The following is a 21,665-nucleotide window of genomic DNA, read 5'->3' as shown; positions in this document are numbered from 1 at the left end:
GATTAGCGACCTCATACCCGTCGCGCCTGCCGAGGACGCAGACCCAATACGGTCATGGCCGCGACCATGATCAGACCCAAAATCGCCTGCGGCTCGGGCGAGGATGACCCGGCGAAGCCCTGCGAGGGATAGGCCGCGGCTGTCACACCGGACACCATCGGCAATGGGACATCGGCCTGCACAGCCATCTGCCCGCTGTCATTGACGATTTGCTGCGACACGGCCACGAATGAGGTGTTCCGGGTTTGCAGCGAATAGGCCAGCCCCAGACGTGTGATCTCGGCATCCGCCTGTCCGGCGCGGTCCCCGACCGCGATCTGCCGTTCCAGCACGCCGATCCGGTCACGTGCCCAGATCAGCGGCAATGCGGCATCGCCTTCGGTTTCGGTCAGTGACAGCTTGACCGGCATCTGCGCGGGGCGCCCCTGCACCAAACCTTTCAACGTGATATCGCCCTCAAAAGCGCCATCGTAGCGTGCCATCACACGAAGGCCATTGCCCGCAAACAGATCAGGCAAACGGGCGGGTGTGACGTCCTGTACCTCCAATCCGCCCCAGTCGATCTGTAAGTCGGTCAGCAAAGGGGATTTGAGGTTCGCGGCCAGAGTTTCGGCCACCTCAAGCGCGTCTTCGTCCAGCGCGACATAGCGGGAATAGCCGCGCCCCTCTTCCGCCATGGCGTCCAGAAGATAGCGGTTCACGGCGTTGCCCACCCCGAACGCATAGATTCGGGCTGGACCGATCTGATCGCGAATGGTTTTCAGGACTCGCGCTTCATTGCCGATATAGCCGTCGGACAGAAAGACCACGATGCGGATCGCGCCCTCGGGCGTGTCGGTCGCAAAGGCAGCGCGAACCGCATTGTCGATCTCGGTCCCGCCCCCCGTAGACAGGCCGTGCACAAAATCGCGTCCCTTGCGGATATTCGACGGGGTTGCCGGGGTCGATGTGTTCGAAAAATGCCGCGCCGTGTTGGAAAACGGGATGATGCGGAAATGATCCCCCTCCCGCAGCCCTTGCAAGGCAGCATCCATGAAACGTTTACTGGCCTTCATCGGCTCCCCGCCCATCGAGCCGGAGGTGTCCAGCACAAAGACCAATTCGCGCGGGGTTGCTGTGGCCTCGTCCGGGACCGCCGGGGGTTCGATCAAAACCGAAAGGAAGCCACCGCGCTCGTCATGATGGGACAGGGTTGCCGCCTGCAACTCCGCCCCACCCAGCGTATAGCGCAGCACCAGATCGCGGTTGTCCATGACTTTGCCTTCGGCAAACCGGGCAGTCAGGCTGTCTTGCTCCTGATCGATCAGCAGCGGATGGGTCGGGCTGTGAAACCCCGAAAGCTCAACCCCGGCGATCAGAGAGACATTCAGCGCGACCCGCTCGGACGTCACAGTATCGGGCAGGTCTAGCCCCGCGACCGGAGGATAGGCAGGAACCAGACTGACGGACCACGTGGCATTTTTCAGCGGAATGTCCTCGGCACTGGCCAGTTCAGGCCGAGGAGTGTCTAGCGGGCTTTGATAGCGCGGGCCGACGATCAGAGGGATCACCATCTCATGCTGGCCGTCGATCTTGGGCACCATCTGGACGTAGCGCAACGTTACCTCGACCGGACGCCCCGGCATCAGGTTGGCAATCCTCTGCGTGAACATGTTGGGGCGGTGCTGGGTCAACAGCGCAGCCGCCTTGCCCTCGGACGCGGCCTGATCGAACTCTGCCTCGGCCTGTGCTTTTTCACGGATCACGGCGCGTACCAACTCATCGCCTACGCGCATCTCCATCCCGTAAACGGCGGCTTTTTGATTAAGGGGGAACAGGTATTCGGCCTCGACCGGAACCATCGCTGGGTTCTGGAACGTCTGCCGCAGTTCAACTGTCGCCATATCGCCCTGAACGGTGACATGCAGGGCGCTGTCCAGCAGGGGCAGATCAAACACCCGGTCGCCTGCGTGAACGACAACGCGCCCGGCCACGTCGGCGGGGTCGGGTTTGGCCGTCGCGATCATCGGCCAGAAAAGTAGGATCATCACTGGGAAAAGGGCACGCATTTGGATCTCCTGAGCAAGGGTTACAAATCAAGGGCGGCCAGAACCGCAGCCTCATAGGCGGCGCGGTCCGGATCTGACATGGATTTCGGGGTAATGCGCTGGATCGAGCGCCATTCGCGGGATGAGCCGTTCAGCCAACTCCAGACGGCTTCGCCCACACCTGCCGTGCGCTGACCATCGCCCGAGACAAAGCTGACTGCGACGGTCCAGACCTGCCCGTCTGGGCCCGTTGCTTCGTAAACCGAGCTGGGCAGAGGATCGAACCGGGTGCCTAGAAACCGCACTTGGTAGCCCATACCAAGCAGGCAGGTGGCCGGCGAATGTAGGTGGCGAAGTGGGGATGTGGTCCGCACTACATTCACCCCCATCGGGCCGAACTGCACCTTGCGCGCCGTGCCGCCATAGGTGGCGAAATAGGCGCGTTCAACGTCAGAGAGTGCGACCTCTTGCGCGGGATGCCCAAGCAATTGACCGGGCAGCTCGGTCGGGGGCACGGGTGCCGATTGATCGACGGGCGCACGCGGCGCGCTGATGATTGCCAGAGACAGACCCAACGCCGATACAACCGCTGGGAAATGCAGGACGCGCGGCAGGGAAAACGTCGTGATCCGCGCGGGGCTGAGCCGGGCCGGTTTCGGACGGTACAGCAGCACAATGGTCAAGGCGACCAGCGCCAGTGTCCCCAGCCCGATAAGGCTGTGCAACGTAGGAGCCATCGTGTCGGTCCCTTGCGCCAGTCCCGCCGCCAGCAGGGTGATGCGCAGGCCATTGCCCAGCACCGTTGCCGCTGCGATCAACAGACCTCCGCCCAGCGCAGGCAAAAGTGCCGGACGGTAGAGCGCATTCAGGCAGGCCCAAAGGCTGACAAGCTGCAACAGCCCCACCGCGCCCGAGCAGGGCAGATCGACCAGAACATCCACGCCACCCACACGCAGCCGAACTCCTTCGCATAGCAGGTCCGGGAAAACGGGCGACAGCATTGCGCACGCCACGTGGGCGGACATCACCTGCAACGGAAACCCTGCCACCCGCTCAAGGATCGGTCCAAGCGGCAGGCAGAACAGAAACAGCGCCGCCAACCACATGGGCGACAGCGCAATGCGTCGCTGATCCAGTCGCAGGAAAACGGCCAACGCAAAGACATCCAACGCCAGAGCCAATGCGCTGAGGATATTGACGGCCAGCACCTGCCCCCCCAAGCGAACGCAGGCCGCACCCAGGAAGACGGCAAAGACCCGCCCGCGCCGGTCCGGCCCCTGCGGGCGAGAACTTGTCAGAGACAGAAGCACCAGACCGGCCAGCAGCAGGCCGTACAGCGCGCCATAGGATTGGTAAGACGGATCGCGCCAGCTTTGGATCAGCCACAGGACGGGCTCGATCGCCAATACGGCGGATGCAAGGGCCAACCCGGCCCACAGTAGGTAAGATCGGTTATGTTCCATACCGCCTTGTCACACCTTGATGTGCAAACCAGCGGCGGATGTTGTGCAGGATTTGTGCAGATCAGGCGGGGGTGCCGCCTTGGGTCATGACTATGCCCGACGCTGGGCGCCAACCCAAACAGGAACTGGTTGATCGACCGCTGTAGCTGCCCGCATGGATTGAACCGCCAAGGTGGCCCAGCTACGCAGTTGCAACAAAACCAATGCACCTCCGATCACAATGGTCGCGCCGATCAGGGGTGAGGCCGCAACCTCGTAACTTTGTGTGCCGGCGACCCAAACGGCGAAACCCAGACGCGTTACTGCGACAGCATCTGTCACGCGGGCTAGTTTGGGCAGAAAATACGTGGACACAGCCGTCGCGAACACGATCATCGACATATATAGCAGCCCGGTGAACACCGGCAGGGGCATCCCGAAACGTGTCACCTCGATATGGGAGTACAGGACATATCCGGCAGCAAACGCCAGAAACGCAATCGCGTAGAGTCGCCTTTTCTGACTGTCGATATGTCCAATGATGCGCTTCACAGCAAAGACCCCCTGAACCTTCATGAAGATCTTTGTGCGCCCTGATTTTGCGGATCATCTGACCTAATAAGGGCGGAAATTTGGCTTTATGCCGCGAACCCTGCGAAACCGCTAATAGGATGCCGAGATCATGTCCGCGTAGTTGTCTGCCAGCATTCGCGCATCGGTGCGGTCGAATTTCACCGTCGGCAGGGCTTGCATATCAATCAGCGCCGCGTTGTCGAACAGTTTGGCCAGATCGACATCAAGATTTATCTGCGTCTCCCCTGCCCGCGTCTTGTCTGCCGGAACCAGCACCGAGACCTCGCGGGCGTTCTCGGAAAACCCAACATGATAAACCAGCGGAGAAATGGCTCCATCCACATCCAATGCACCCTCGAAGAGAACGAATTTATACCCAACCTCCCAGTTCCACGCCATCTGGCTGTTGGGGTCCAGATCGCCCCGCGCAAGGATCGACCCGTTGGCGTCCGGGTCCACGCCGATCAAAAAGCGCAGTCCCTCGATCCGGCGCAGTGGCACATCGGACAGAGTGATCACATAAGATCTGTCCGCATTGTCGAACCGGGCAAGGTAATAGCTGTCGGGCTCCACGAACTCTTCATCGCCCGAGGTCAAAACCAGATTACTGAGGTAAAACCGAAAATCTCGTACCCGAAACGCGCCGGGTCCAGCGGGGTTGTCATACATGAACTGGTCGAAGGTCAGCGGGGCCCCGTCCATGGTCGCCCGCAGCGTGACGGTGACATCGGTCGTGCGTTTGGGGCCAGGGACGAACACAATCCATCCGATGGCAAGAAACACCAACAGACCAAAACCGGACATGGCTTGCAGGCGGGACATCATGAGCCTCCTTCAATCGGATTGGAAAAGGCAGGGTCGGTCAGAAAAACTTCGTCGGTCAGCGTATGTAGAAAAGCGATGATTGCGTCGATTTCCTCGGGTGTCATGCGCAGGCCCACCGTATCCGACGGGGTGTCAGGGGCGTTATCGGCTTCAAGGATCAACGGGCTGAGCGTGTCGCTGACAACAATGCCGTCATTATAGTGATTCATGACATCTCGCAGCGTCTCGAACCGGCCGTCATGCATATAAGGAGCGGTCACGGCAATATTGCGCAGGGTTGGAACCTTGAAGAACCCTTTGTGAGCAGGGTTTCCCGTGACCGCCATCAAACCAGGTGCCAGCGCGTCCTCTGGGTCGAGCCCATTGTTCGAGAACCCGTCCAGCGCGTCCCGAAACCCCGAGGTCAGGAACTGACTGTGGCAATCAATGCAATTCCCGCCGCGCAGGGACACTTTGGTGTCGGGATGGGCCATGAACAATTTGCGCCCATGTTCTTCTTGCGCGCTCAGCCGCACCTCACCGCGCAGGTATTTGTCGTATTTGGAATTGTCCGAGATCAGCATCCGCATGAAACTGGCCAACGCCCGGGCGATGTTGTCGGCGCTGACTTCACCATAGGCGCGGCGAAACATGCGACGATAGCTAGACGAGCTGGACAGCTCTGCAACCAGCACGTCGATATCCTGCCCCATCTCTTCGGGGTGCTGGATCGGCATCAGCGCCTGCTCTTCAAGCGAGGTCGCACGGCCATCCCAAAAGAACCTCTCCTGCCCCCAAAGCAGATTGACCAGGCTCATGGCGCTGAACTCCAGCTCACCGCCCGATAAGGCCTGAGATCGGGCACGCCCGTCGGTGAAAGCCATCGCCTGAATGTGGCAAGTGGCGCAGGACACTTCGTTGTTCGCGGATAGAATAGGGTCGTAGAACAGGTGCCGCCCCAAGGCGAAACCTTCCTGAGTCAGCGGGTTATCAGGCGGCACGGCAAACCGCCCGAACACAAACGGCGCCGAGAAGTCGGCGATGGGTGTCGCCACCGGATCGCGGATGAAGTCCCGGATCAGCCACCCCGCCGCGACCAGAATCGCAGCGGCGGCCAGCAGAACGATCACCCGAGGCATGGGCCACCCGATCCGTTAGTGGTGATGCACAAAGCCCGAACCAAACAGACCCTCAACGTTGTCCACGCCCTTGTTGTAGCGTTCCTTGAAATTGACCGTCCCGATACGTTCACCGGTTTCCAGATCATGCACCGAAATCGTGTGCGCGTTCAGAGAAGCGATGAAATCCACATCGGTCGGGTCATTGTCCGCACCGTTGCCCAGATTGAGCAGATTGTTCTGAATCGCGATCAACTCGCGCCCTGAGGCGGAGGTGAAAAAGATCATGTGATGTGCACCGGGATCGGTCACGATGTCGGGGCCGCTGGACACCAGTTCAGGCAGAGCGCCCAGTTCGTACCGTTTCACCACACCGGGCAAAGCGTGCGAAATGAACAGCTCATCCTCGGTGCCATAGAATTCCAAGGGCACGGCAGTGTCATTGGCGACACCGCTATAGATGACCTCGGGCGCGCCAAAGGTCTTGGCCTTGGCGTCATAGGGGATTTTCCACGTCTCGAACCCGAACATTGTATTGGCCAGAATGGCCGGTTCGATATCGGGGTGAATGCCGGGCCGCGCGAACAGAACCTCGACCGGAGAAGACGGGAAGTTCAGCGGCTTTTCATTCTCGACGGTGATGTTCTGGATAGGCTCCAACGTGTTCAGATCAATGATCGTTAACGCGTTCCCAACACCAGTAGCCAAGTCAGGATGCACGGTCGATGTCACCACCATACGATCCTCGAAAGCCGAAATGCCATGCGGATACATGATATACGGGGCACCTTCGCCGACCTGACTTTTACGGGCTTCGATGATTTTGACCACCGCGTTGGTTTGCGGATCAAACACCCCGACCGAGCCGCCATCATCACCTCCGGTGCCCCCCATGAAGGTAACAAACATGTATTCCTGCCCGTTCGAATTGGCCCACATGATATCTTCGCCCACGATCTGGCCCTGTGTGTCCAGACAGGTGATGCCTTCGATCACCGGCGCACCGCCAGCGTCCCTCGACAAGCCAATCTCGGCCAGACTGCACGTCGGATCGAGCCCGGTGGAATACAGCCTGCCATTCGGGCTGTAGTAAAGGTGATGCAGAGGGTGCTCGATATCGGGTTGCTCAAACTCGCTGAGAATTTCTCCAAAGCGATCAGATTCCGGGTCCAATTCAACAATGGCAACGCTGTGATGGGTATCCAGCGTCGGCAACCCGCGCAGCAACACCATGCCATGGCTTTCTTCACGGGTCTGCGCGTAACTGGCTGAAGTGCTGACGACCAACCCGGCCGCAAACAGAATGGTTGCTCCAAATCCCATGTATTTCATAGCCTTCCCCCTTGTTGCACAGCCCTAAAAAGTTCAGGGTTACATGTATCTTACGTAACGTCATATCACAGTGAGACGCCTGCACCAAACACCTCGGCGCTTTACCGGAAATCAGTATGCGGCAGTAAGGAAGTCATTGTGTTTCAAAACAGTTTGACCACTGCGTGAGCATTCCCCAAGCGTGGCCCGAAACCGCGCCTAGGGATCACCGAAAACCCCGCGCAGAATTCGGCGAATGTCCTGCGCGAACGCCTCGCGCGAAGACGCAACAACCAAAGCGCCCCGTGTGGCGGTTATCAAAATATGCGCCAGATCCTGCGCCCGTTCCGGCGTTGCAGCCAGGTCGTGGCGCAAGATAAATGCCCCCAGCTTCTGGGCATACAGGCTGGGCCAATTTTCGGGCTGGGCGCTTGCGACGGCCAGAGCATCCTCGAGCAGCTCGGACCCGTGCCTGGATTCAGCCAATTCGACCGAATCTCCGACGACAGAAATCAGCGCCGTTTCCACTACAGCCATCGGCGCGTTTTCAGCCTGATCGAGCAGCGCGAAAACATGCTGGTACAACGCTTCTGTATAGGCCCTCAACGCCCAAGCGTAACACGCGTCCTTCGATCCGAATTTCTTGTAGATCGACTGGCGAGACAGACCCACCGCGCGCGCAATGTCTTCCATTGACGTTTTGCGAAATCCGTACTGGGCAAAGGCGGTCATGATATCTTGTGGGTTCACGCCGGAAATTGTGTTCGCAGTCGCCAAAAATACCCCACTTCCCGGTCAGGCAGGGCACAAACACAAAGTACCGCCTTTGACCAATCAATCACATTTTTACATTTCTGACACTGTTCGTGAAAAATGACAACTGGCCAGCCGCAGCCAATAGGGAACGCCCTATCCTTGGGAACCACAGCGTTGACGTGACGCTAAGCGTTTTCCGCCAAAATGATCTTCTCGGTCGCGCGAACCAGGTCAGGAAACCGTGATCGTTCGTGGATATATAGGAATACCTGCCTGTGATCTGGCAAGTCGCGGATCAGTCGAAATGCGGTGGCTTCCGGAATGAACCCTGTCACCGTTTGTGGCAAAACCGTCACCCAATCACCGGTCCGAACCATCGCAATCAACGAATGCGTGTTGTGGATGGTCACTCCCGCCCGGTCGATCGCGGCGTGAAACTGCGGCGACTCGATCAGGTCGCACAATGCGTTGCGAATGAATGGAACCGAGGCGATTTGGGCAAGGGTCGGCGGCGCCTCTTGCGCGATCAACGGATGCTCGGCCGAGCAGACCAGCCCGAACCGGTCCCGCAACAGCGGCACCGCGCGAATACCATTCAACGCGTGATACCCCGAGGCGATCCCGATATCGGCTCTGCCTTCGACAAGCGCGTCAAGAACCTGCTGCGTATCGGTGTCGCGCAAATCGACTTTCACGCCGGGATACTGCCGCGCAAGATGCGATAACACGCGTGGAAAAATCAAAGCCGCAACCGACGGCACCGAGGCAATGCGCAAGAGCCCCTGCTCGGCGATCGCGGCCTCTTCGATGTCCTGCACGGCCTGATCGAACTGACGCACTTGTTTCAGCGCCAGTTCAAACACTTGCGCTCCCAATGGGGACAAACGGCTCTTGCGCTCACCTTCAAACAGCTTTCGACCCAGATGGTCCTCAAACTGTTTCAATGTCATCGATACCGCCGACTGCGTGCGCCCCAAGCGATCCGCGGCCTCGGTCAAATTGCCGGTTTGGGCAACGGTGCAGAAACAACGAAGGGTTTCAATCTTGAGTGCCATATTTCAGTTTTCCTGAACTTTTGTTCATTCGTTTGAATTTGACTGATATGCGGCGGAAAAGCCATCCTAAGCGCGACTCTTATTTTGCTCTGGGGCGCATTGTGACCAAACTGAACCTGATCGCTGGCGAATGGCTGGCGGGTGATTCTGAAATCGAAAACCGCAACCCTTCGGATCTGAGCGATCTGGTCGGCATCTTTGCGCAGGCCAGCACGGATCAGCTTGAGGCGACACTGGATCAGGCGCGTCTGGCGCAGGCCGAATGGGCCGCTTACCTGCCCGAACGCAAACAGGCCGTTCTGAACGCCATCGGCAATGAATTGATGGCCCGCGCGGAAGAGCTGGGCACGCTTTTGTCCCGCGAAGAGGGCAAACCGCTGGCCGAGGGCAAAGGTGAAGTCTATCGCGCCGGTCAGTTCTTTACCTACTACGCCGCTGAGTGCCTGCGCCAGATCGGTGAGAATGCCGACAGCGTTCGACCCGGCGTTGAGATTGACGTGCGACGCGAGGCCGTGGGCACTGTCGCCATCATCAGCCCATGGAACTTTCCCACCGCGACCGCCTCGTGGAAGATTGCACCAGCGCTGTGCTACGGCAACGCCGTCGTATGGAAGCCTGCGAACATCACCCCGGCCTCGGCCGTAGCCCTGACCGAGATCATTGAACGTCAGGACATCCCCAAGGGCCTGTTCAGCCTGATGATGGGCTCGGGGCGCAGCATCGGGCAGCGTCTGGTGGAAAGCCCCAAGGTGAACGCGATTTCATTCACCGGGTCGGTGCCGGTGGGTAAAGGGATTGCGGCAGCGGCCATTCAGAACCTGACCAAGGTACAGATGGAGATGGGATCCAAGAACGCGCTAGCCGTCATGGACGACGCCGATCTTGATCTGGCTGTGACGCTGGCGCTGGGTGGCGCGTTTGGCGGCACGGGGCAGAAATGCACCGCCTCGTCGCGGCTCGTGGTTCATGCGGGCATCCATGATGCGTTCGTCGAGAAACTGGTCGCCGGTGCGCAAGCGATGAAAGTCGGTCACGCGCTGGAGGACGGCACCCAGATGGGGCCGGTTGTCGGCGAGCAGCAGTTGCAGGAAAACCTCGCCTATGTCGATCTGGGCAAGTCCGAGGGCGCCGAGCTGGCCTGTGGCGGCGCGCGGTTGGAGATGCCGCATGACGGGTTCTACATGTCGCCCGGAGTGTTCCTGAACACCTCCAACGACATGCGCATCAACCGCGAAGAAATGTTCGCGCCGCTAACCAGCGTCATCAAGGTCGGCAGCTATGATGAGGCGCTGAGCGTCGTCAACGACACCAAATTCGGCCTGACTTCGGGCATCGTGACCCAAAGCCTAGCCCGCGCCACCCATTTCCGCCGCAACGCGCGCACTGGCGTAGTTACGGTGAACTTGCCGACAGCGGGCACCGACTATCACGTACCCTTCGGCGGACGCGGCGACAGCTCATATGGCCCGCGTGAGCAGGGAAAAGCGGCAGCTGAGTTCTACACCACCGTCAAAACCGCCTATATCAGCGCCGGGACGCCGGTCTGATGCGTATCGACGGGCTGCAATATGCCAACTGGTCGGAAAAGATTTTCCGGCAACTGCGCGAAGGTGGCGTGGATGCAATCCACGTCACCATCTCTTATCATGAGAACTTCCGCGAAACCGTCCTGAACTTTGAAAAGTGGAACCGTTGGTTCGAGCAATTCCCCGACCTGATCATGAAGGGTCGGTGGGCCAGCGACATCGACACGGCGCGCGAAACCGGGCGGACGGCGGTGTTCTTCGGCTTTCAGAACCCCTCGCCCATCGAAGACGATATCGGTTTGGTCGAAATCCTGCACGATCTGGGTGCCCGGTTCATGCAGCTGACCTATAACAACCAATCCCTGCTGGCCACCGGCTGCTATGAGGCCGAAGATACCGGCATCACCCGCATGGGCAAGCAGGTGATCAAAGAGATGAACCGCGTCGGCCTTGTCGTGGATATGAGTCACTCGGCTGACCGATCCACAATCGAGGCTGCTGAACTGTCCGAGCGTCCCATCGCCATCACTCACGCCAATCCGCATGACTGGTCGCCTGCACTGCGCAACAAGCGCGACGCAGTGATCCGCGCGGTGACGGAAAATGGCGGGATGCTCGGCTTTTCGGTCTACCCGCATCATCTGAAAGACAAATCCGCCTGCACGCGGGATAGTTTCTGTCAGATGATCGCCCGCACCGCCGACAAATACGGAGTCCAACATCTGGGGATCGGCACTGACCTGTGTCAGGACCAACCCGACAGCGTGGTCGAGTGGATGCGCGTCGGGCGCTGGACGAAAGAAATCGACTATGGCGAAGGCTCGGCTTCGGCGCCCGGTTTTCCGCCCATGCCAAACTGGTTTCAGGACAACCGCGATTTTGGGAATATCGAATCCGGGCTACGTTCCGTGGGTATGAACGAAGATGAGGTCTCAGGTATCATGGGCGGCAACTGGTATCGTTTCTTTGCTGAAAACTTCGGACCACGCGCATGATCGATCTGCACCGCGATATTGCACGCCGAGACCCCGCGCAGGTCATGCGACTGTCGCGATTGGGGTCGCTGCACCAATGTCGCCTTAGTTTCATGCGGCAATTGACCCGGCGGATGGCCCGCGAGAACTGGCGTTTTACCCGGCCCGTTTTTGACATCGACACGAACGGGGTGGGTCATGCGGTCTATACCGCGCACGGCCCTGAACGCGCTTATTCACTGGTTGCTTTCGCTCATGACCTGCCGCCCGAGCAACGCTCCGACCGCGTGATAGCCGAGGCTTGGGACGCCACATTTACCCTGTTCGATGGCATCCCCACGACCGAAGACATTGACCGCCTGTCTCAAAACGTCCCCTTGCAAGAGGCCGGGCGGATCAGCGAAAGCGAGTTGTCTCTGTCTCGCGCCAACCGTTCGGTCCGGCTTTGGGCGCATGTGGTCGACGCGCTGGCAGCAGGCACACAGCCGGACCCCGAGCAGATCTATCAGGTGGGCTACCTGATGCGCACCACGGCTGTTTATGGATCGGGCAAGTTCGGGGCGGCTGATCGTGAAAAAACTGCCGACCGCCCGGAACTGAGCGCCCCTTTCCAAACCGAGATGCTGTCGGTTTATCTGACCCGCACCTTCGTGCGCGATCTGGTGCAGCACATGGCGCAGGCCAAAGGGGGGAACCAAACCGCCAGTCTGGACCCGACGATTGCGCAATGGCTGGGCATTGGCAATTCGACCGGTCTGGGCATGGCGCCCTTTATCGTCAACCATCCCGTGCTGTTCAACAACTGGATCATGGTGCGCGAAGAGGCCATCGCGCGGGTGCGGTCCGTGCCGCAAGCCACACCTGACCGCATCGCGCAGTTCCGCGCGATTTTCGAACGCAGCAAGCTGTCGGTGTCGTGGTGGCGCTCGGATCATCCCGTTCAAATCGACAAGCTGGCCGTGCTCTGGGCTGATCTGGACACGCTCACCGCCGAACTGGCCCAGCGCGACCTGACCGAAAACCTTCCCTGGGACGCCCTGATCCGCTGGTCCGAAGATCATCTGAGTGAAGAGGGGCAGGAATTGCTCGCCTCGCTGATCCTCGAACCTTACGGCGATCTGGTCGACGGTTTGGTCGATTGCATGGCCGACAGCAACGCCGGGGCGCAGGTGATCGACGGCAATATGAGCGTCGCACAGGTTCGCGCGCTGATCCGACAGAGTTTTGACTGGGCGCTTGATCTTGACTGGAAAGCACAGGCCAACTGCGCCCGCGCCTGGTACGTGTCCGAAGAAAAGCTGGAACCCCGTCTGGGCGAACGGTTCGAAGAGCCCATCGCGGAGTACGAACAACCCTTGGCCCCGGCCCGCGATGCGGCGACGGCTTACTACGCCCTGTCCCACTGGCCAGACACCACCTCCATTGCCGCGTTTCTGTCGCAGCACCCCGAACATCGCCACACGATCCGGCGCGCGCAGATGGGACAGGTCGCACCCTATGGTGAAATACGCGACAATACGATCGGCGCGGATGTCATGCCCATCGACATGCTGCGAGCGAAACTCTCGTTCTTCGGTGCCACGCATTTCGATCCCCGCTCGGACCGTTGGGTGCGGATTTGCATGTATGCCGGTGCCCCCTACCCTGAGGATCTGTCCGCAGATACCGCTGATCACTGGGTCTACCCAAGGGCAATGACATGAGCTTTTCATTAAACGAGGTCGAGGCCACCGCCAAACGCGCCACGCGCGGCGCGGGCTATGGCTGGGGCCTGTCCGAAGAGGCCGGAAAGGCCACCCGCTGGCTATGTGCCGCGGGACTGGACGGCGCGCAGATTCTGGCCGATCTGTTGGACCGGGGCTTGGCACATGCGCCGGGCCGGCACCGCCCGGCATGTCCGGGCAACGAATGGCGCGGGGATGAAATCCTTTGCCCTCTGGCCACCGGGGCAGCCTTGTCCGACCATATGGGCTCGCTGCGGACGGGCGAAATCACACTGACCAATGTCGCCGCCCCTGCCCTGTTGCTGCCATTCGCCGCGAACATTGCGCGCAATTTGAAAACGCCCGTCACAATCACCGTGGATGGCGTTGAGGTCGTCACAGATGGGCCTTCTCTGGCCGTGAACCCAGCGCTGCCCAGCGACGCCACTTTGGTGAAGGTCGCGCTTGGCGGAATCTTGACCGCACCCGCTGCCTGCGCCTCACGCGCGATGCCCGATCCGGCCGCATGGGCCGTATTGAACCGTTTTGCCCACCGCACCTATGCCCCCGCGACCGAGGCCTCTCGTCTGCTTGGGGCCGGGTCTGGCCTGTCCGACAACGATTGATGAAAGCGACACGATGGAAACCCGCACTCTGACCCTGACCGAAATCGAAGACCTGGCCTTTCGCGCCCTTGTTACCGCTGGCACGACCGAAGCCAACGCTCGCCCGCTGGCCGTTGCCACGGCGGCAACCGAAGCGGATGGGGTGGCCAGCCACGGTCTGGCCTATATCCCGATCTATTGCGAACATGTGCAATGCGGAAAGGTCGACGGTGCCGCAAAGCCCGTCTTGGACCGGCCTCGCTCTGGCCTGATCACGGTTGACGCGGCAACAGGGTTTGCACATAGCGCAATTGACATGGGGTTTGACGCCCTCATCCCAGCCGCCAAGGAACAGGGCATCGCGGCCTTGGCCATCCGCAACAGCTATAATTGCGGGGTCCTGGGCTATCACACGCACCGGTTGGCGCAGGCGGGTCTGGTTGGGTTGGGCTTTACCAATGCACCTGCCTCAATCGCGCCATCGGGCGGGTCGAAGCCGGTTATCGGCACCAACCCGTTCTCGGTCGCGGTACCCGGCACAGATGGACAGCCCGCCGTTCTGATCGACCAAAGCGCTAGCACCATCGCCAAGAGCGAGGTCATGAAACATGCCCGCGAAGGCAAACCAATCCCTGTGGGCTGGGCGCTGGACGCGGATGGGAACCCAACCACGGACCCTAATGTCGGGCTCAAGGGCTCGATGGCCCCATCGGGGGGCTACAAAGGAGTGGGCATCGCTTTGCTGACCGAGATCATGGCCGCGGCCCTGACCGGCGCGACGCTCGGCATTCACGCCTCGCCGTTCTCGGGCACAGCTGGGGGGCCTCCCAAGACCGGTCAGTTCTTTATCGCCATCGACCCGGCCGCTGCGGCGCAAGACATGTTTGCCGAAAATATCAGTGCATTGGTCGGCGCGATCCATTCTCAGGACGGCGCGCATCTGCCGGGCGACGGACGGCGCGCAAAACGCATTGCCGCCGAAACCGAAGGCGTCGCGGTCAACAAGGCGACCTTGGACAAGATCGAGGCTATCCTGACCTAACGCCGCGCACCGCCTGCGGAACGAAAAAAGGGCGCCGTATTGGCGCCCTTTCTCGTTCTCGACCACATTGGGTTATTGGATCAGACGCAGCTTCTGGATCGAGCCTGCAATCGACACGAAGGAGTCGATGATCTCTTCACCGGTCACTTCATAGTAGTGCGACCAGGACGAAGCACAGGTTCTGATCTCGGATGCGGCCTGCTCCGTGGTTTCGAACGCGACGGTATAAACAACGGCACCTTTCGTTTTGGCCAATTCACACTGTTCTTGGAACAGTTGCAGGTTGGTCAGCTGCGACGAGGCGATGGTCGAGTCTTCACTTGGACGCGCAGTCAGCTCCGTCAGGCCGTTTTCCTCTTCCATCTCATCGGCGGGGCGAACCTGCGGGGTGGTTTGTCCATCGGTCATGATCACAATGATCTTTGAGCTGTTTTCGTGATCCCAGCTCAGCGGGCGGTCTGCGAACTCGGAGGGAACTTCCCCGGCTTTGCTGAGATAGGCAAACTCATCCTGACTTGACGGGTCCAGCAGGGCCAGCGCGTATTTCAGGCTGTAGTTGGTGCCGGTTCCATCGAACAGGCGCAGACCGTCGATGAAATTGTGCAGTTTGGTTTCATCGTTCTGGGCGTATTGGATGCTCATTTCGTCTTCCGGGCACCAACCCCAATTCTGGGTCGTCTCATCATATTCCCAGTTCACGAAATAGGGCGTCTGATCGATCGAACCTGAAGGCAGGCTTGTATTCAGGAAATCCGAATAGGTCATTTCCAGGCAAGACGAGGTATTGTTCGGAATGTTGCCCACATAGCTGTGGAAATCCGAATACTGAAGCTCGATGTCGACGTTATTGAACTTGGTTGGGCCCGAAGCCTCATCATAGACCGTCGTTGTCCGGTCAATGCTGTAATACATCGTCTCCTGCTTCCCGCCCTTGATGGATGCACCCACCAGTTCGGCACTCTCAGGCAGCTGGGACGAGTTGTTGATGATAAAGTCCCGGACATAGTGATAGTACGTGTCGACGTCATCCTTGTTGAACAGATCGGTTTCGTTGTCCGGGAAGCTGTCGATCTTGACGGAAAAATCGGGGTCAGCATTGCCGTCTGTATCAAACCAGAACACGACGTTCGAGATATCCTGCTTCCATTCCGGGAAGAAATCGTCGTCGGTGGTCGTGCCAAACCGCTCGCCACCCAAATATTCGAACATAACCGAGCCAGGGTTCGTTTGACCCGCAAACGGGATAACGCTGACCGAGGTCGCACACTCGGTGCCTGGGTCGTCGTTATGCTCCAGAGTTTTTGTGACAAATGCTTTGGCAGCGGTTTGCATTTGGGTCAGGCGTTCGTTGTTGCCCATACTACCCGAGATGTCCAAAACCATGGAAATCTCGGTGCACGGTGCCGCCTCATGCGCGGCGGAATTCACGCCCAATGAAATCGTCTCAACACCGCTCAACCGCATGAAATTGGTGTCAAAACCAGATGTCAGGCTGGCACGGACGGTGCGGTCCAGATATTTGTCTTCGACAGAAATCGAACTCGCGTACTCGCCCAAACCGGATGCCGCCAGATGTGCTTCGACAACTTGCGCAGGATCGAGCGTTTGCTCAAGGCTCGCGGCAGAGAGGACAGCGTTGTCCAGAGCCCACTGCAATTTCGCACGGTCGCGCTCGTAATTCATTACATCGACGGCAATACCCGCCGCAGCCAATAATAGAAAAAAGGCAAACAACGCGAAAATCGTCAAACCACCTTCTTCGCGTTTCGCAAACCAACCAACATCCGCAACCGAATTTCGGAGAGTTTTTGAAACGGCTTTCTTCCGTGAATTCAGATTAAACATTTCTTTCTCCAGACATCCTTATTCGCGAATAAGATGCCCAAAGAAGTTGTCTCTATTTTGCCGTAATGTTGCTATTTGGGTTACCGGAGGTGAACCCATTTTTAACTCAAAATGAACGCGCGGGTGACGTGGAAAACACGGAACTGCCACGAATTCGAATAAAAATATTTAAAATCAATATGATATCACACATCCGTGAAAACGGCGCTTTACACGAGGACCACTGACCGAAAATTAACAGACCGAGTGACCATGGGTAACCTTGCCACATTCCCTTATTTTTAGGCCTCCGAGTCGCGAGCCTGGAAATTTCATCGCGGACACCTCACGTCAGGCCTTGCCGCCCAACGGTTCCACTCGGCCCACACACACGCCTAAAAATACCGTGAAAATTGGCCTCTCAGTACTCGTCTTCATACGGAAAACCGGACCAGCGCATGGCTTCTTCCTCGGCCCGAGAAAGGTCCAGTTTCTCCATCCCCATGTGCAAATGATCCAGAAGCTTTCCGCACAAAATTGACATATTCAACGCAAAATCCGCGCGGTTGACCGCCGCCGTCACAACATCCTCAGGCGCATTTTCTAGGACATCCACGGTGGCCCGCACATCATGAGAAATAACCCATTCTGCACAGGCCTGCCCCCCGATGACCAAGCTGGAGACACGCTCCAACTCTCGACCGGACCGTTCATCATACCATTGATAAAGCGGCAGGACCGCAGCAATTGCCGCGCCTATGACCGTGCCTTTTTCAATGATGTCCAAAGTTATCCGCATATGCCCCACTCCAAGCTATCAGAATGAGCCAAGATTACTTAAGAAAAGCCGTTTGCCCTAATTGCACCCAACCGACGCAATCTAAGGTCTTTTCCAGCCCGTCGGAATAACGATACGACACTCCAGCCCGCCCAGGCTCGTTGAACGGCCAAGGTCGAGTTTTGCCCCATACGCGTTCAGCAGATCGACCGCAATCGCAAGACCAAGCCCGCTGCCGGCAACCGATGTGTCCAACCGCCCGCCCGAGCGCAGGGCCTCGCGCCGGTTGTCCTCGGGGATGCCGGGCCCATCATCCTCGATTAGAACCTCGACGTTGCCTTTTCTAACCTGCGCCACAACCCGAACAGTCTTCTGACACCATTTAACGGCGTTATCCATCAGGTTGCCCAGAACCTCTTCGATATCCTGAGGGTCCATGCGCACCCATAATCCGGTTTCGCGAGTGACTTGAAATTGTTTGCCTTCCCGTTCGGTCATTCTCGAGAACAAGCGCGCAAGACGGTCGACCGAATTTGAAAGATCCGTACGGGAATGGGTCAGTTCGGCCGTATTCATCGCACGCATCCGCGCCAGTGAGCGGCTGAGCTGCGCATCGATCCGGTCCAGTGCCTCTTGCGCCGTGTCTGTCGTGGCACCTTGTTCGGAAAGACTGGTTAGTTCATTGCGCAATATGGCCGTCGGGGTCTTGAGGGCATGAGCCAGATCAGCGGTCTGCCGTCGGGACCCGAAGACGATGTCCCGGTTGCGTCGCGACAATTGATTAAGGTCTTCAACCAGCGGCGAGACTTCTTCGGGGTAATCATCCGGCTTCAACCCCTCATCCGAGTCCCAGCGATGGGACACATCTGTGCGTAGTTTGCGCAGCGGCCCCAGAATAGCCGACATCAGGAAAAGCGACCCAGCCACCCCGATGAGACCGACAAGCGTAAAGACCGGCAGAAGGTTCCGCTGGGCCGCGCGGCGTTCGCCCATCAATTCCTCGCGGCTTTCAGCCACGCTGACACCCCAGACCGTTCCGTCTTCGTAAGATATTTCCTGGTAGATACTGCGCACGGCCTCATCTTCAGGGCCTTGCGTGTTCCAAAAGGTAGGCGCGTTGGGAAGGCCCCGGGGCTCGGCCAGCGTTTCATCGAACAACGAGGCCGAGGTAAATACCGACCCATCACTACCGGTGACCTGCCAATAGCGCCCGGAAAACGGTGTGCCATATGCCGGGTCGAACATTAGGTTGCCAAGCGCATCGGGATTGTCTGTCGTGACGCTCAACCCTACCACAAGCTGGGTATGGCGATCCCGCAACGCGGTGTCAAACTGGTCCGAGACCCTTGAGTTGATGTAGGAAAACACTGCCAGGGTCCCCACGCCAACCGACACCGCCCCAGAAGCGATCCCCCCCAGCAATGCGCGCTGACGCAGGGAAAGCATCAGTCCGTGTCAATCATATAGCCGCGTCCTCGTACCGTCTTGATTAGGTCCGATCCCAGCTTTTTGCGCAGGCGTGTAATGAAAACCGCAATGGTGTTTGAATCCCGATCGCCGTCATATTCATAGATATGCTCAGAGAGTTCGGTGCGTGAGATCAGCCGTCCGCGATTGTGCGACAGATATGTCAGAACCGCGATTTCCTGCGCGGTCAGGTCCACCGGCACATCCTTGACCGTCACCCGCCCGGTCTTTGTGTCCAACGCCACATCGCCCATTTCGATGACAGCGCTCAGCTGTCCGCTTTGCCGGCGCAATATCGCGCGCACCCGCGCGGCCAGTTCAGGCATATGGAAGGGCTTGATCATATAGTCATCCGCGCCTGCATCCAGCCCGTCGACCCGATCGCTCCACCCATCGCGCGCGGTCAGGATCAGGACCGGCGTCGAAACCCCGGCCTCACGCCATTCCCGCAAAACTGTGATACCATCGCGTTCAGGCAGGCCGATATCGAGAATGATCATATCGTAAGGCTCGGTCGACCCCAGATGCAGGGCCTCCAAGCCGTTTTGAGCGGTGTCCACGACCCGCCCTTCAGCATTCAGCAATCTCTTGATTTGAGCGCTCAGATGCGGCTCATCTTCTGCCAGAAGTACTCTCATAACGCGAATTTACAGCTATTCAGTTGCGTATTCATCTAGTTTTTCTTGCCGCCACCGTTTCCGTTGCCGCCGCCATTTCCGCCACCGTTGCCGCCGCCATTTCCGCCACCGTTGCCGCCGCCATTTCCGCCACCGTTGCCGCCACCATTCCCGTTGCCGCCACCATTGTTGCCGGAATTTCCGCGGTTGCCGTTATTGCTATTGTTACCGTTATTGGACTTGGCATTGGATGCACCGTTGGACTTGGCCGTTGCAGAATTGCCCGGTGAAGTCTTCGCTGCCTCTTTGATCTGCCGCCCGATACTGGACCCGTTTGAAATAACCGCGCCTGTCTGAGCATCGACGATCACGCTAATGATCCGGCCGTTCGGTTTTTTCATCAGAATGCGGTAGTAAACCTTGTCATCCTTAAATGCGCGGGCATCCACAGGGGTGCCGCCAAAAACTTTCTCAACGCCCTTTATGACTTTCTTCAGGCGAATCGCCCCGCCCACAAGCGTCGCTTGCCGCAATTCGGACTGCTTGAGTTCGCGCACAGCAGAATGCCCTTCTCCGGTCAGGAGAAGGGACGCCACAAATGCCGTCGCCAAAAGCTGTCTCATCACTGTCAACTCGTTCTCGCGCGAAACGGTCTAAAGCCTAATTTATTCTATGTGAACCAGTGATGAACAAACGGTTTTTCGTGTGTTCAGGGTGCATCAGTTCAAATGAGGTCGTGGGGTGATTCTGTCGCGCGTTTGCCGTGCCGGAAAACATGGATGCAAACACATGACCCGTGAGGACTGATATGAAGACCAAAACCAACATCTTGCTGAAAGCTACGGCAGTCGCAGTCGCTTTGGTCGGCTCCACCGCAATCGTGACGACACTTGCTGTCCCTGACGCGGCCTATGCCAAAAATGGCAATGGTGGCGGCAACGGGAATGGTGGCGGCAACGGGAATGGCGGCGGCAACGGGAATGGTGGCGGCAACGGGAATGGTGGCGATAAAGGCGGCAATGGCAACGCCAACAAAGGTGATGGCGCAAAAGCCAAAGGCAATGCCGGTCGCGGCAAAACTAAGTCCGACAGCTCCGGGAAAAAATCCGGTGGCGGTTTTTCCCTGAAAGAGTTGTTCAACGGGAACAAGTCGAAAAAGAAATCCGCCCGCGTGGCCAGCACGACGACCTCAACCACCGAGGTAGAGGAATCCGTCCGACCAAAGGGCCGCAAGAAGGGCAACAAGGCTTCGGCTGAATTTGGTGCGCACCCGTCGGAGTTGGGCGCGTTGAACGCCGCCAACGCCAGTGAGACGGCCCTGCAAAACGCATCGCCGAATTCACGTGTGGGTCGCATCGCCACCTACCGTGACACGGTTCTGGCCGGTCAGGCACTGAGCGAGGAACTGGAAGAAGCCCAGGAATTCCTGGATGGCTTGGAACCTCCTGCTCGTCCCACCGAAGACATTGAGAACGACCTGACCGATGCTCAGCAACAAGTTGTGGAAGATCAAGCGCTTGTGGATGATCTGACTGAGCAACTTGAAAATGCTCCGGACGAGGAAAAGGAGGCTCTTGAACAAGAGCTTATGGAAGCAGAAGAAGCGCTTGAAGCCTCGCAGATGGCCGCGTCCGAATTTGAAACAGAACTCGCAGACGCCGAGGAATATGAAGAAGCCGTCGAAACGGTCGACACCCTGACGGAACAGGTCGAGGCTCAGCCCGAACTGGAACGTGAAGCGTTGGAGGCCGCGGCGAACAAACCCGTCACGGATGAGGTCGAAGCGACCGTAAGGGCGATGTTGGGTCTCGACCCGGTTGAGGAACCTTTTGAAGAAGAAGAGGTATCCGAAGTCGAATAAGAACCAATCACCGATCTCGGTGCCCTTACACTCACGGAGGCATGGGGGGCCGGGCCAGCCATTTCATCCACCTACATGAGCCTTTGGCTGGCCCGGAACAAATTCACAGAACCCCACGACGTTCTGCCCAGTACCAGGTATCGCGCACCTTTTCTCACTCTAGCCGCGATAAAAGCCCGCTC

The 21,665-nt window shown here is 58.6% G+C and carries 19 protein-coding genes; 6 read left to right on the top strand and 13 right to left on the bottom strand.

The features are described from left to right. Positions 1 to 11: 11 nt before the first annotated feature. From ACR3E7_RS00525 to ACR3E7_RS00490, 8 genes are all read right to left on the bottom strand, one after another. Positions 12 to 2,048, bottom strand: coding sequence for a VIT and vWA domain-containing protein (locus tag ACR3E7_RS00525; RefSeq protein ID WP_480505580.1), 2,037 nt, complete (start codon positions 2,046 to 2,048; stop codon positions 12 to 14). Between the two features lie 20 nt (positions 2,049 to 2,068). Continuing rightward, positions 2,069 to 3,490 carry an exosortase T gene (gene xrtT, locus ACR3E7_RS00520; protein WP_480505578.1) on the bottom strand — a complete coding sequence of 474 codons (1,422 nt, stop codon included), beginning with the start codon at positions 3,488 to 3,490 and terminating at the stop codon, positions 2,069 to 2,071. 90 nt (positions 3,491 to 3,580) lie between these two features. After that, positions 3,581 to 4,021, bottom strand: coding sequence for a hypothetical protein (locus ACR3E7_RS00515; protein ID WP_480505576.1), 441 nt, complete (start codon positions 4,019 to 4,021; stop codon positions 3,581 to 3,583). Positions 4,022 to 4,132: 111 nt separating this feature from the next. After that, positions 4,133 to 4,864, bottom strand: coding sequence for an MbnP family protein (locus ACR3E7_RS00510; RefSeq protein ID WP_480505574.1), 732 nt, complete (start codon positions 4,862 to 4,864; stop codon positions 4,133 to 4,135). Continuing rightward, positions 4,864 to 5,985 (bottom strand): cytochrome-c peroxidase, encoded by a 1,122-nt coding sequence (locus ACR3E7_RS00505; protein WP_480505572.1) that lies wholly within the window; start codon positions 5,983 to 5,985, stop codon positions 4,864 to 4,866. Before ACR3E7_RS00505 ends, ACR3E7_RS00510 begins: the two co-directional genes overlap by 1 nt. Before the next feature lie 15 nt (positions 5,986 to 6,000). After that, positions 6,001 to 7,296 (bottom strand): hypothetical protein, encoded by a 1,296-nt coding sequence (locus ACR3E7_RS00500; protein ID WP_480505570.1) that lies wholly within the window; start codon positions 7,294 to 7,296, stop codon positions 6,001 to 6,003. A 198-nt stretch (positions 7,297 to 7,494) separates the two neighbouring features. Next, on the bottom strand, positions 7,495 to 8,007 hold the full coding sequence (locus ACR3E7_RS00495; RefSeq protein ID WP_480505568.1) for a TetR/AcrR family transcriptional regulator: 513 nt from the start codon (positions 8,005 to 8,007) through the stop codon (positions 7,495 to 7,497). Between the two features lie 209 nt (positions 8,008 to 8,216). Beyond that, positions 8,217 to 9,086 carry a LysR family transcriptional regulator gene (locus tag ACR3E7_RS00490; RefSeq protein WP_170787185.1) on the bottom strand — a complete coding sequence of 290 codons (870 nt, stop codon included), beginning with the start codon at positions 9,084 to 9,086 and terminating at the stop codon, positions 8,217 to 8,219. Positions 9,087 to 9,133: 47 nt separating this feature from the next. On the opposite strand from ACR3E7_RS00490, the gene ACR3E7_RS00485 reads away from it, so the two are divergent. The 5 genes from ACR3E7_RS00485 to ACR3E7_RS00465 are packed head-to-tail and all read left to right on the top strand — an operon-like array spanning position 9,134 to position 14,936. Continuing rightward, on the top strand, positions 9,134 to 10,633 hold the full coding sequence (locus ACR3E7_RS00485; protein ID WP_480505566.1) for an aldehyde dehydrogenase family protein: 1,500 nt from the start codon (positions 9,134 to 9,136) through the stop codon (positions 10,631 to 10,633). Further along, positions 10,633 to 11,607, top strand: a complete 975-nt coding sequence (locus tag ACR3E7_RS00480) for a membrane dipeptidase (protein WP_480505564.1) — start codon at positions 10,633 to 10,635, stop codon at positions 11,605 to 11,607. Before ACR3E7_RS00485 ends, ACR3E7_RS00480 begins: the two co-directional genes overlap by 1 nt. After that, positions 11,604 to 13,289 (top strand): hypothetical protein, encoded by a 1,686-nt coding sequence (locus ACR3E7_RS00475; RefSeq protein ID WP_480505562.1) that lies wholly within the window; start codon positions 11,604 to 11,606, stop codon positions 13,287 to 13,289. The genes ACR3E7_RS00480 and ACR3E7_RS00475 overlap by 4 nt, the downstream gene beginning before the upstream one ends. Further along, positions 13,286 to 13,915, top strand: a complete 630-nt coding sequence (locus ACR3E7_RS00470) for a DUF3726 domain-containing protein (RefSeq protein ID WP_480505560.1) — start codon at positions 13,286 to 13,288, stop codon at positions 13,913 to 13,915. Before ACR3E7_RS00475 ends, ACR3E7_RS00470 begins: the two co-directional genes overlap by 4 nt. A gap of 13 nt (positions 13,916 to 13,928) precedes the next feature. Next, positions 13,929 to 14,936 (top strand): Ldh family oxidoreductase, encoded by a 1,008-nt coding sequence (locus tag ACR3E7_RS00465; RefSeq protein ID WP_480505558.1) that lies wholly within the window; start codon positions 13,929 to 13,931, stop codon positions 14,934 to 14,936. A gap of 72 nt (positions 14,937 to 15,008) precedes the next feature. Here ACR3E7_RS00465 and ACR3E7_RS00460 read toward each other — a convergent pair whose 3' ends face one another. From ACR3E7_RS00460 to ACR3E7_RS00440, 5 genes are all read right to left on the bottom strand, one after another. Further along, positions 15,009 to 16,781 carry a pilus assembly protein TadG-related protein gene (locus ACR3E7_RS00460; protein ID WP_480505556.1) on the bottom strand — a complete coding sequence of 591 codons (1,773 nt, stop codon included), beginning with the start codon at positions 16,779 to 16,781 and terminating at the stop codon, positions 15,009 to 15,011. Positions 16,782 to 17,181: 400 nt separating this feature from the next. Continuing rightward, entirely contained in the window at positions 17,182 to 17,559 is a 378-nt protein-coding gene (locus ACR3E7_RS00455) for a hypothetical protein (protein ID WP_170791446.1), read from the bottom strand. Between the two features lie 81 nt (positions 17,560 to 17,640). Beyond that, on the bottom strand, positions 17,641 to 18,984 hold the full coding sequence (locus tag ACR3E7_RS00450; protein ID WP_480505554.1) for a sensor histidine kinase: 1,344 nt from the start codon (positions 18,982 to 18,984) through the stop codon (positions 17,641 to 17,643). Further along, positions 18,984 to 19,643, bottom strand: coding sequence for a response regulator transcription factor (locus tag ACR3E7_RS00445; protein WP_170787167.1), 660 nt, complete (start codon positions 19,641 to 19,643; stop codon positions 18,984 to 18,986). Before ACR3E7_RS00445 ends, ACR3E7_RS00450 begins: the two co-directional genes overlap by 1 nt. A gap of 35 nt (positions 19,644 to 19,678) precedes the next feature. After that, positions 19,679 to 20,245, bottom strand: a complete 567-nt coding sequence (locus ACR3E7_RS00440; RefSeq protein ID WP_480505552.1) for a PepSY domain-containing protein — start codon at positions 20,243 to 20,245, stop codon at positions 19,679 to 19,681. A gap of 185 nt (positions 20,246 to 20,430) precedes the next feature. Here ACR3E7_RS00440 and ACR3E7_RS00435 point away from each other — a divergent pair, with 185 nt between their 5' ends. Then, positions 20,431 to 21,483: a hypothetical protein gene (locus ACR3E7_RS00435; protein WP_480505550.1), complete on the top strand. Its 1,053-nt coding sequence runs from the start codon at positions 20,431 to 20,433 to the stop codon at positions 21,481 to 21,483. Positions 21,484 to 21,665: the final 182 nt, after the last annotated feature.

Source organism: Ruegeria sp. BK1, from assembly GCF_056535645.1.
Note: the sequence above shows the minus strand (reverse complement) of the source record. Positions and strands in the feature narration are given on the sequence as shown.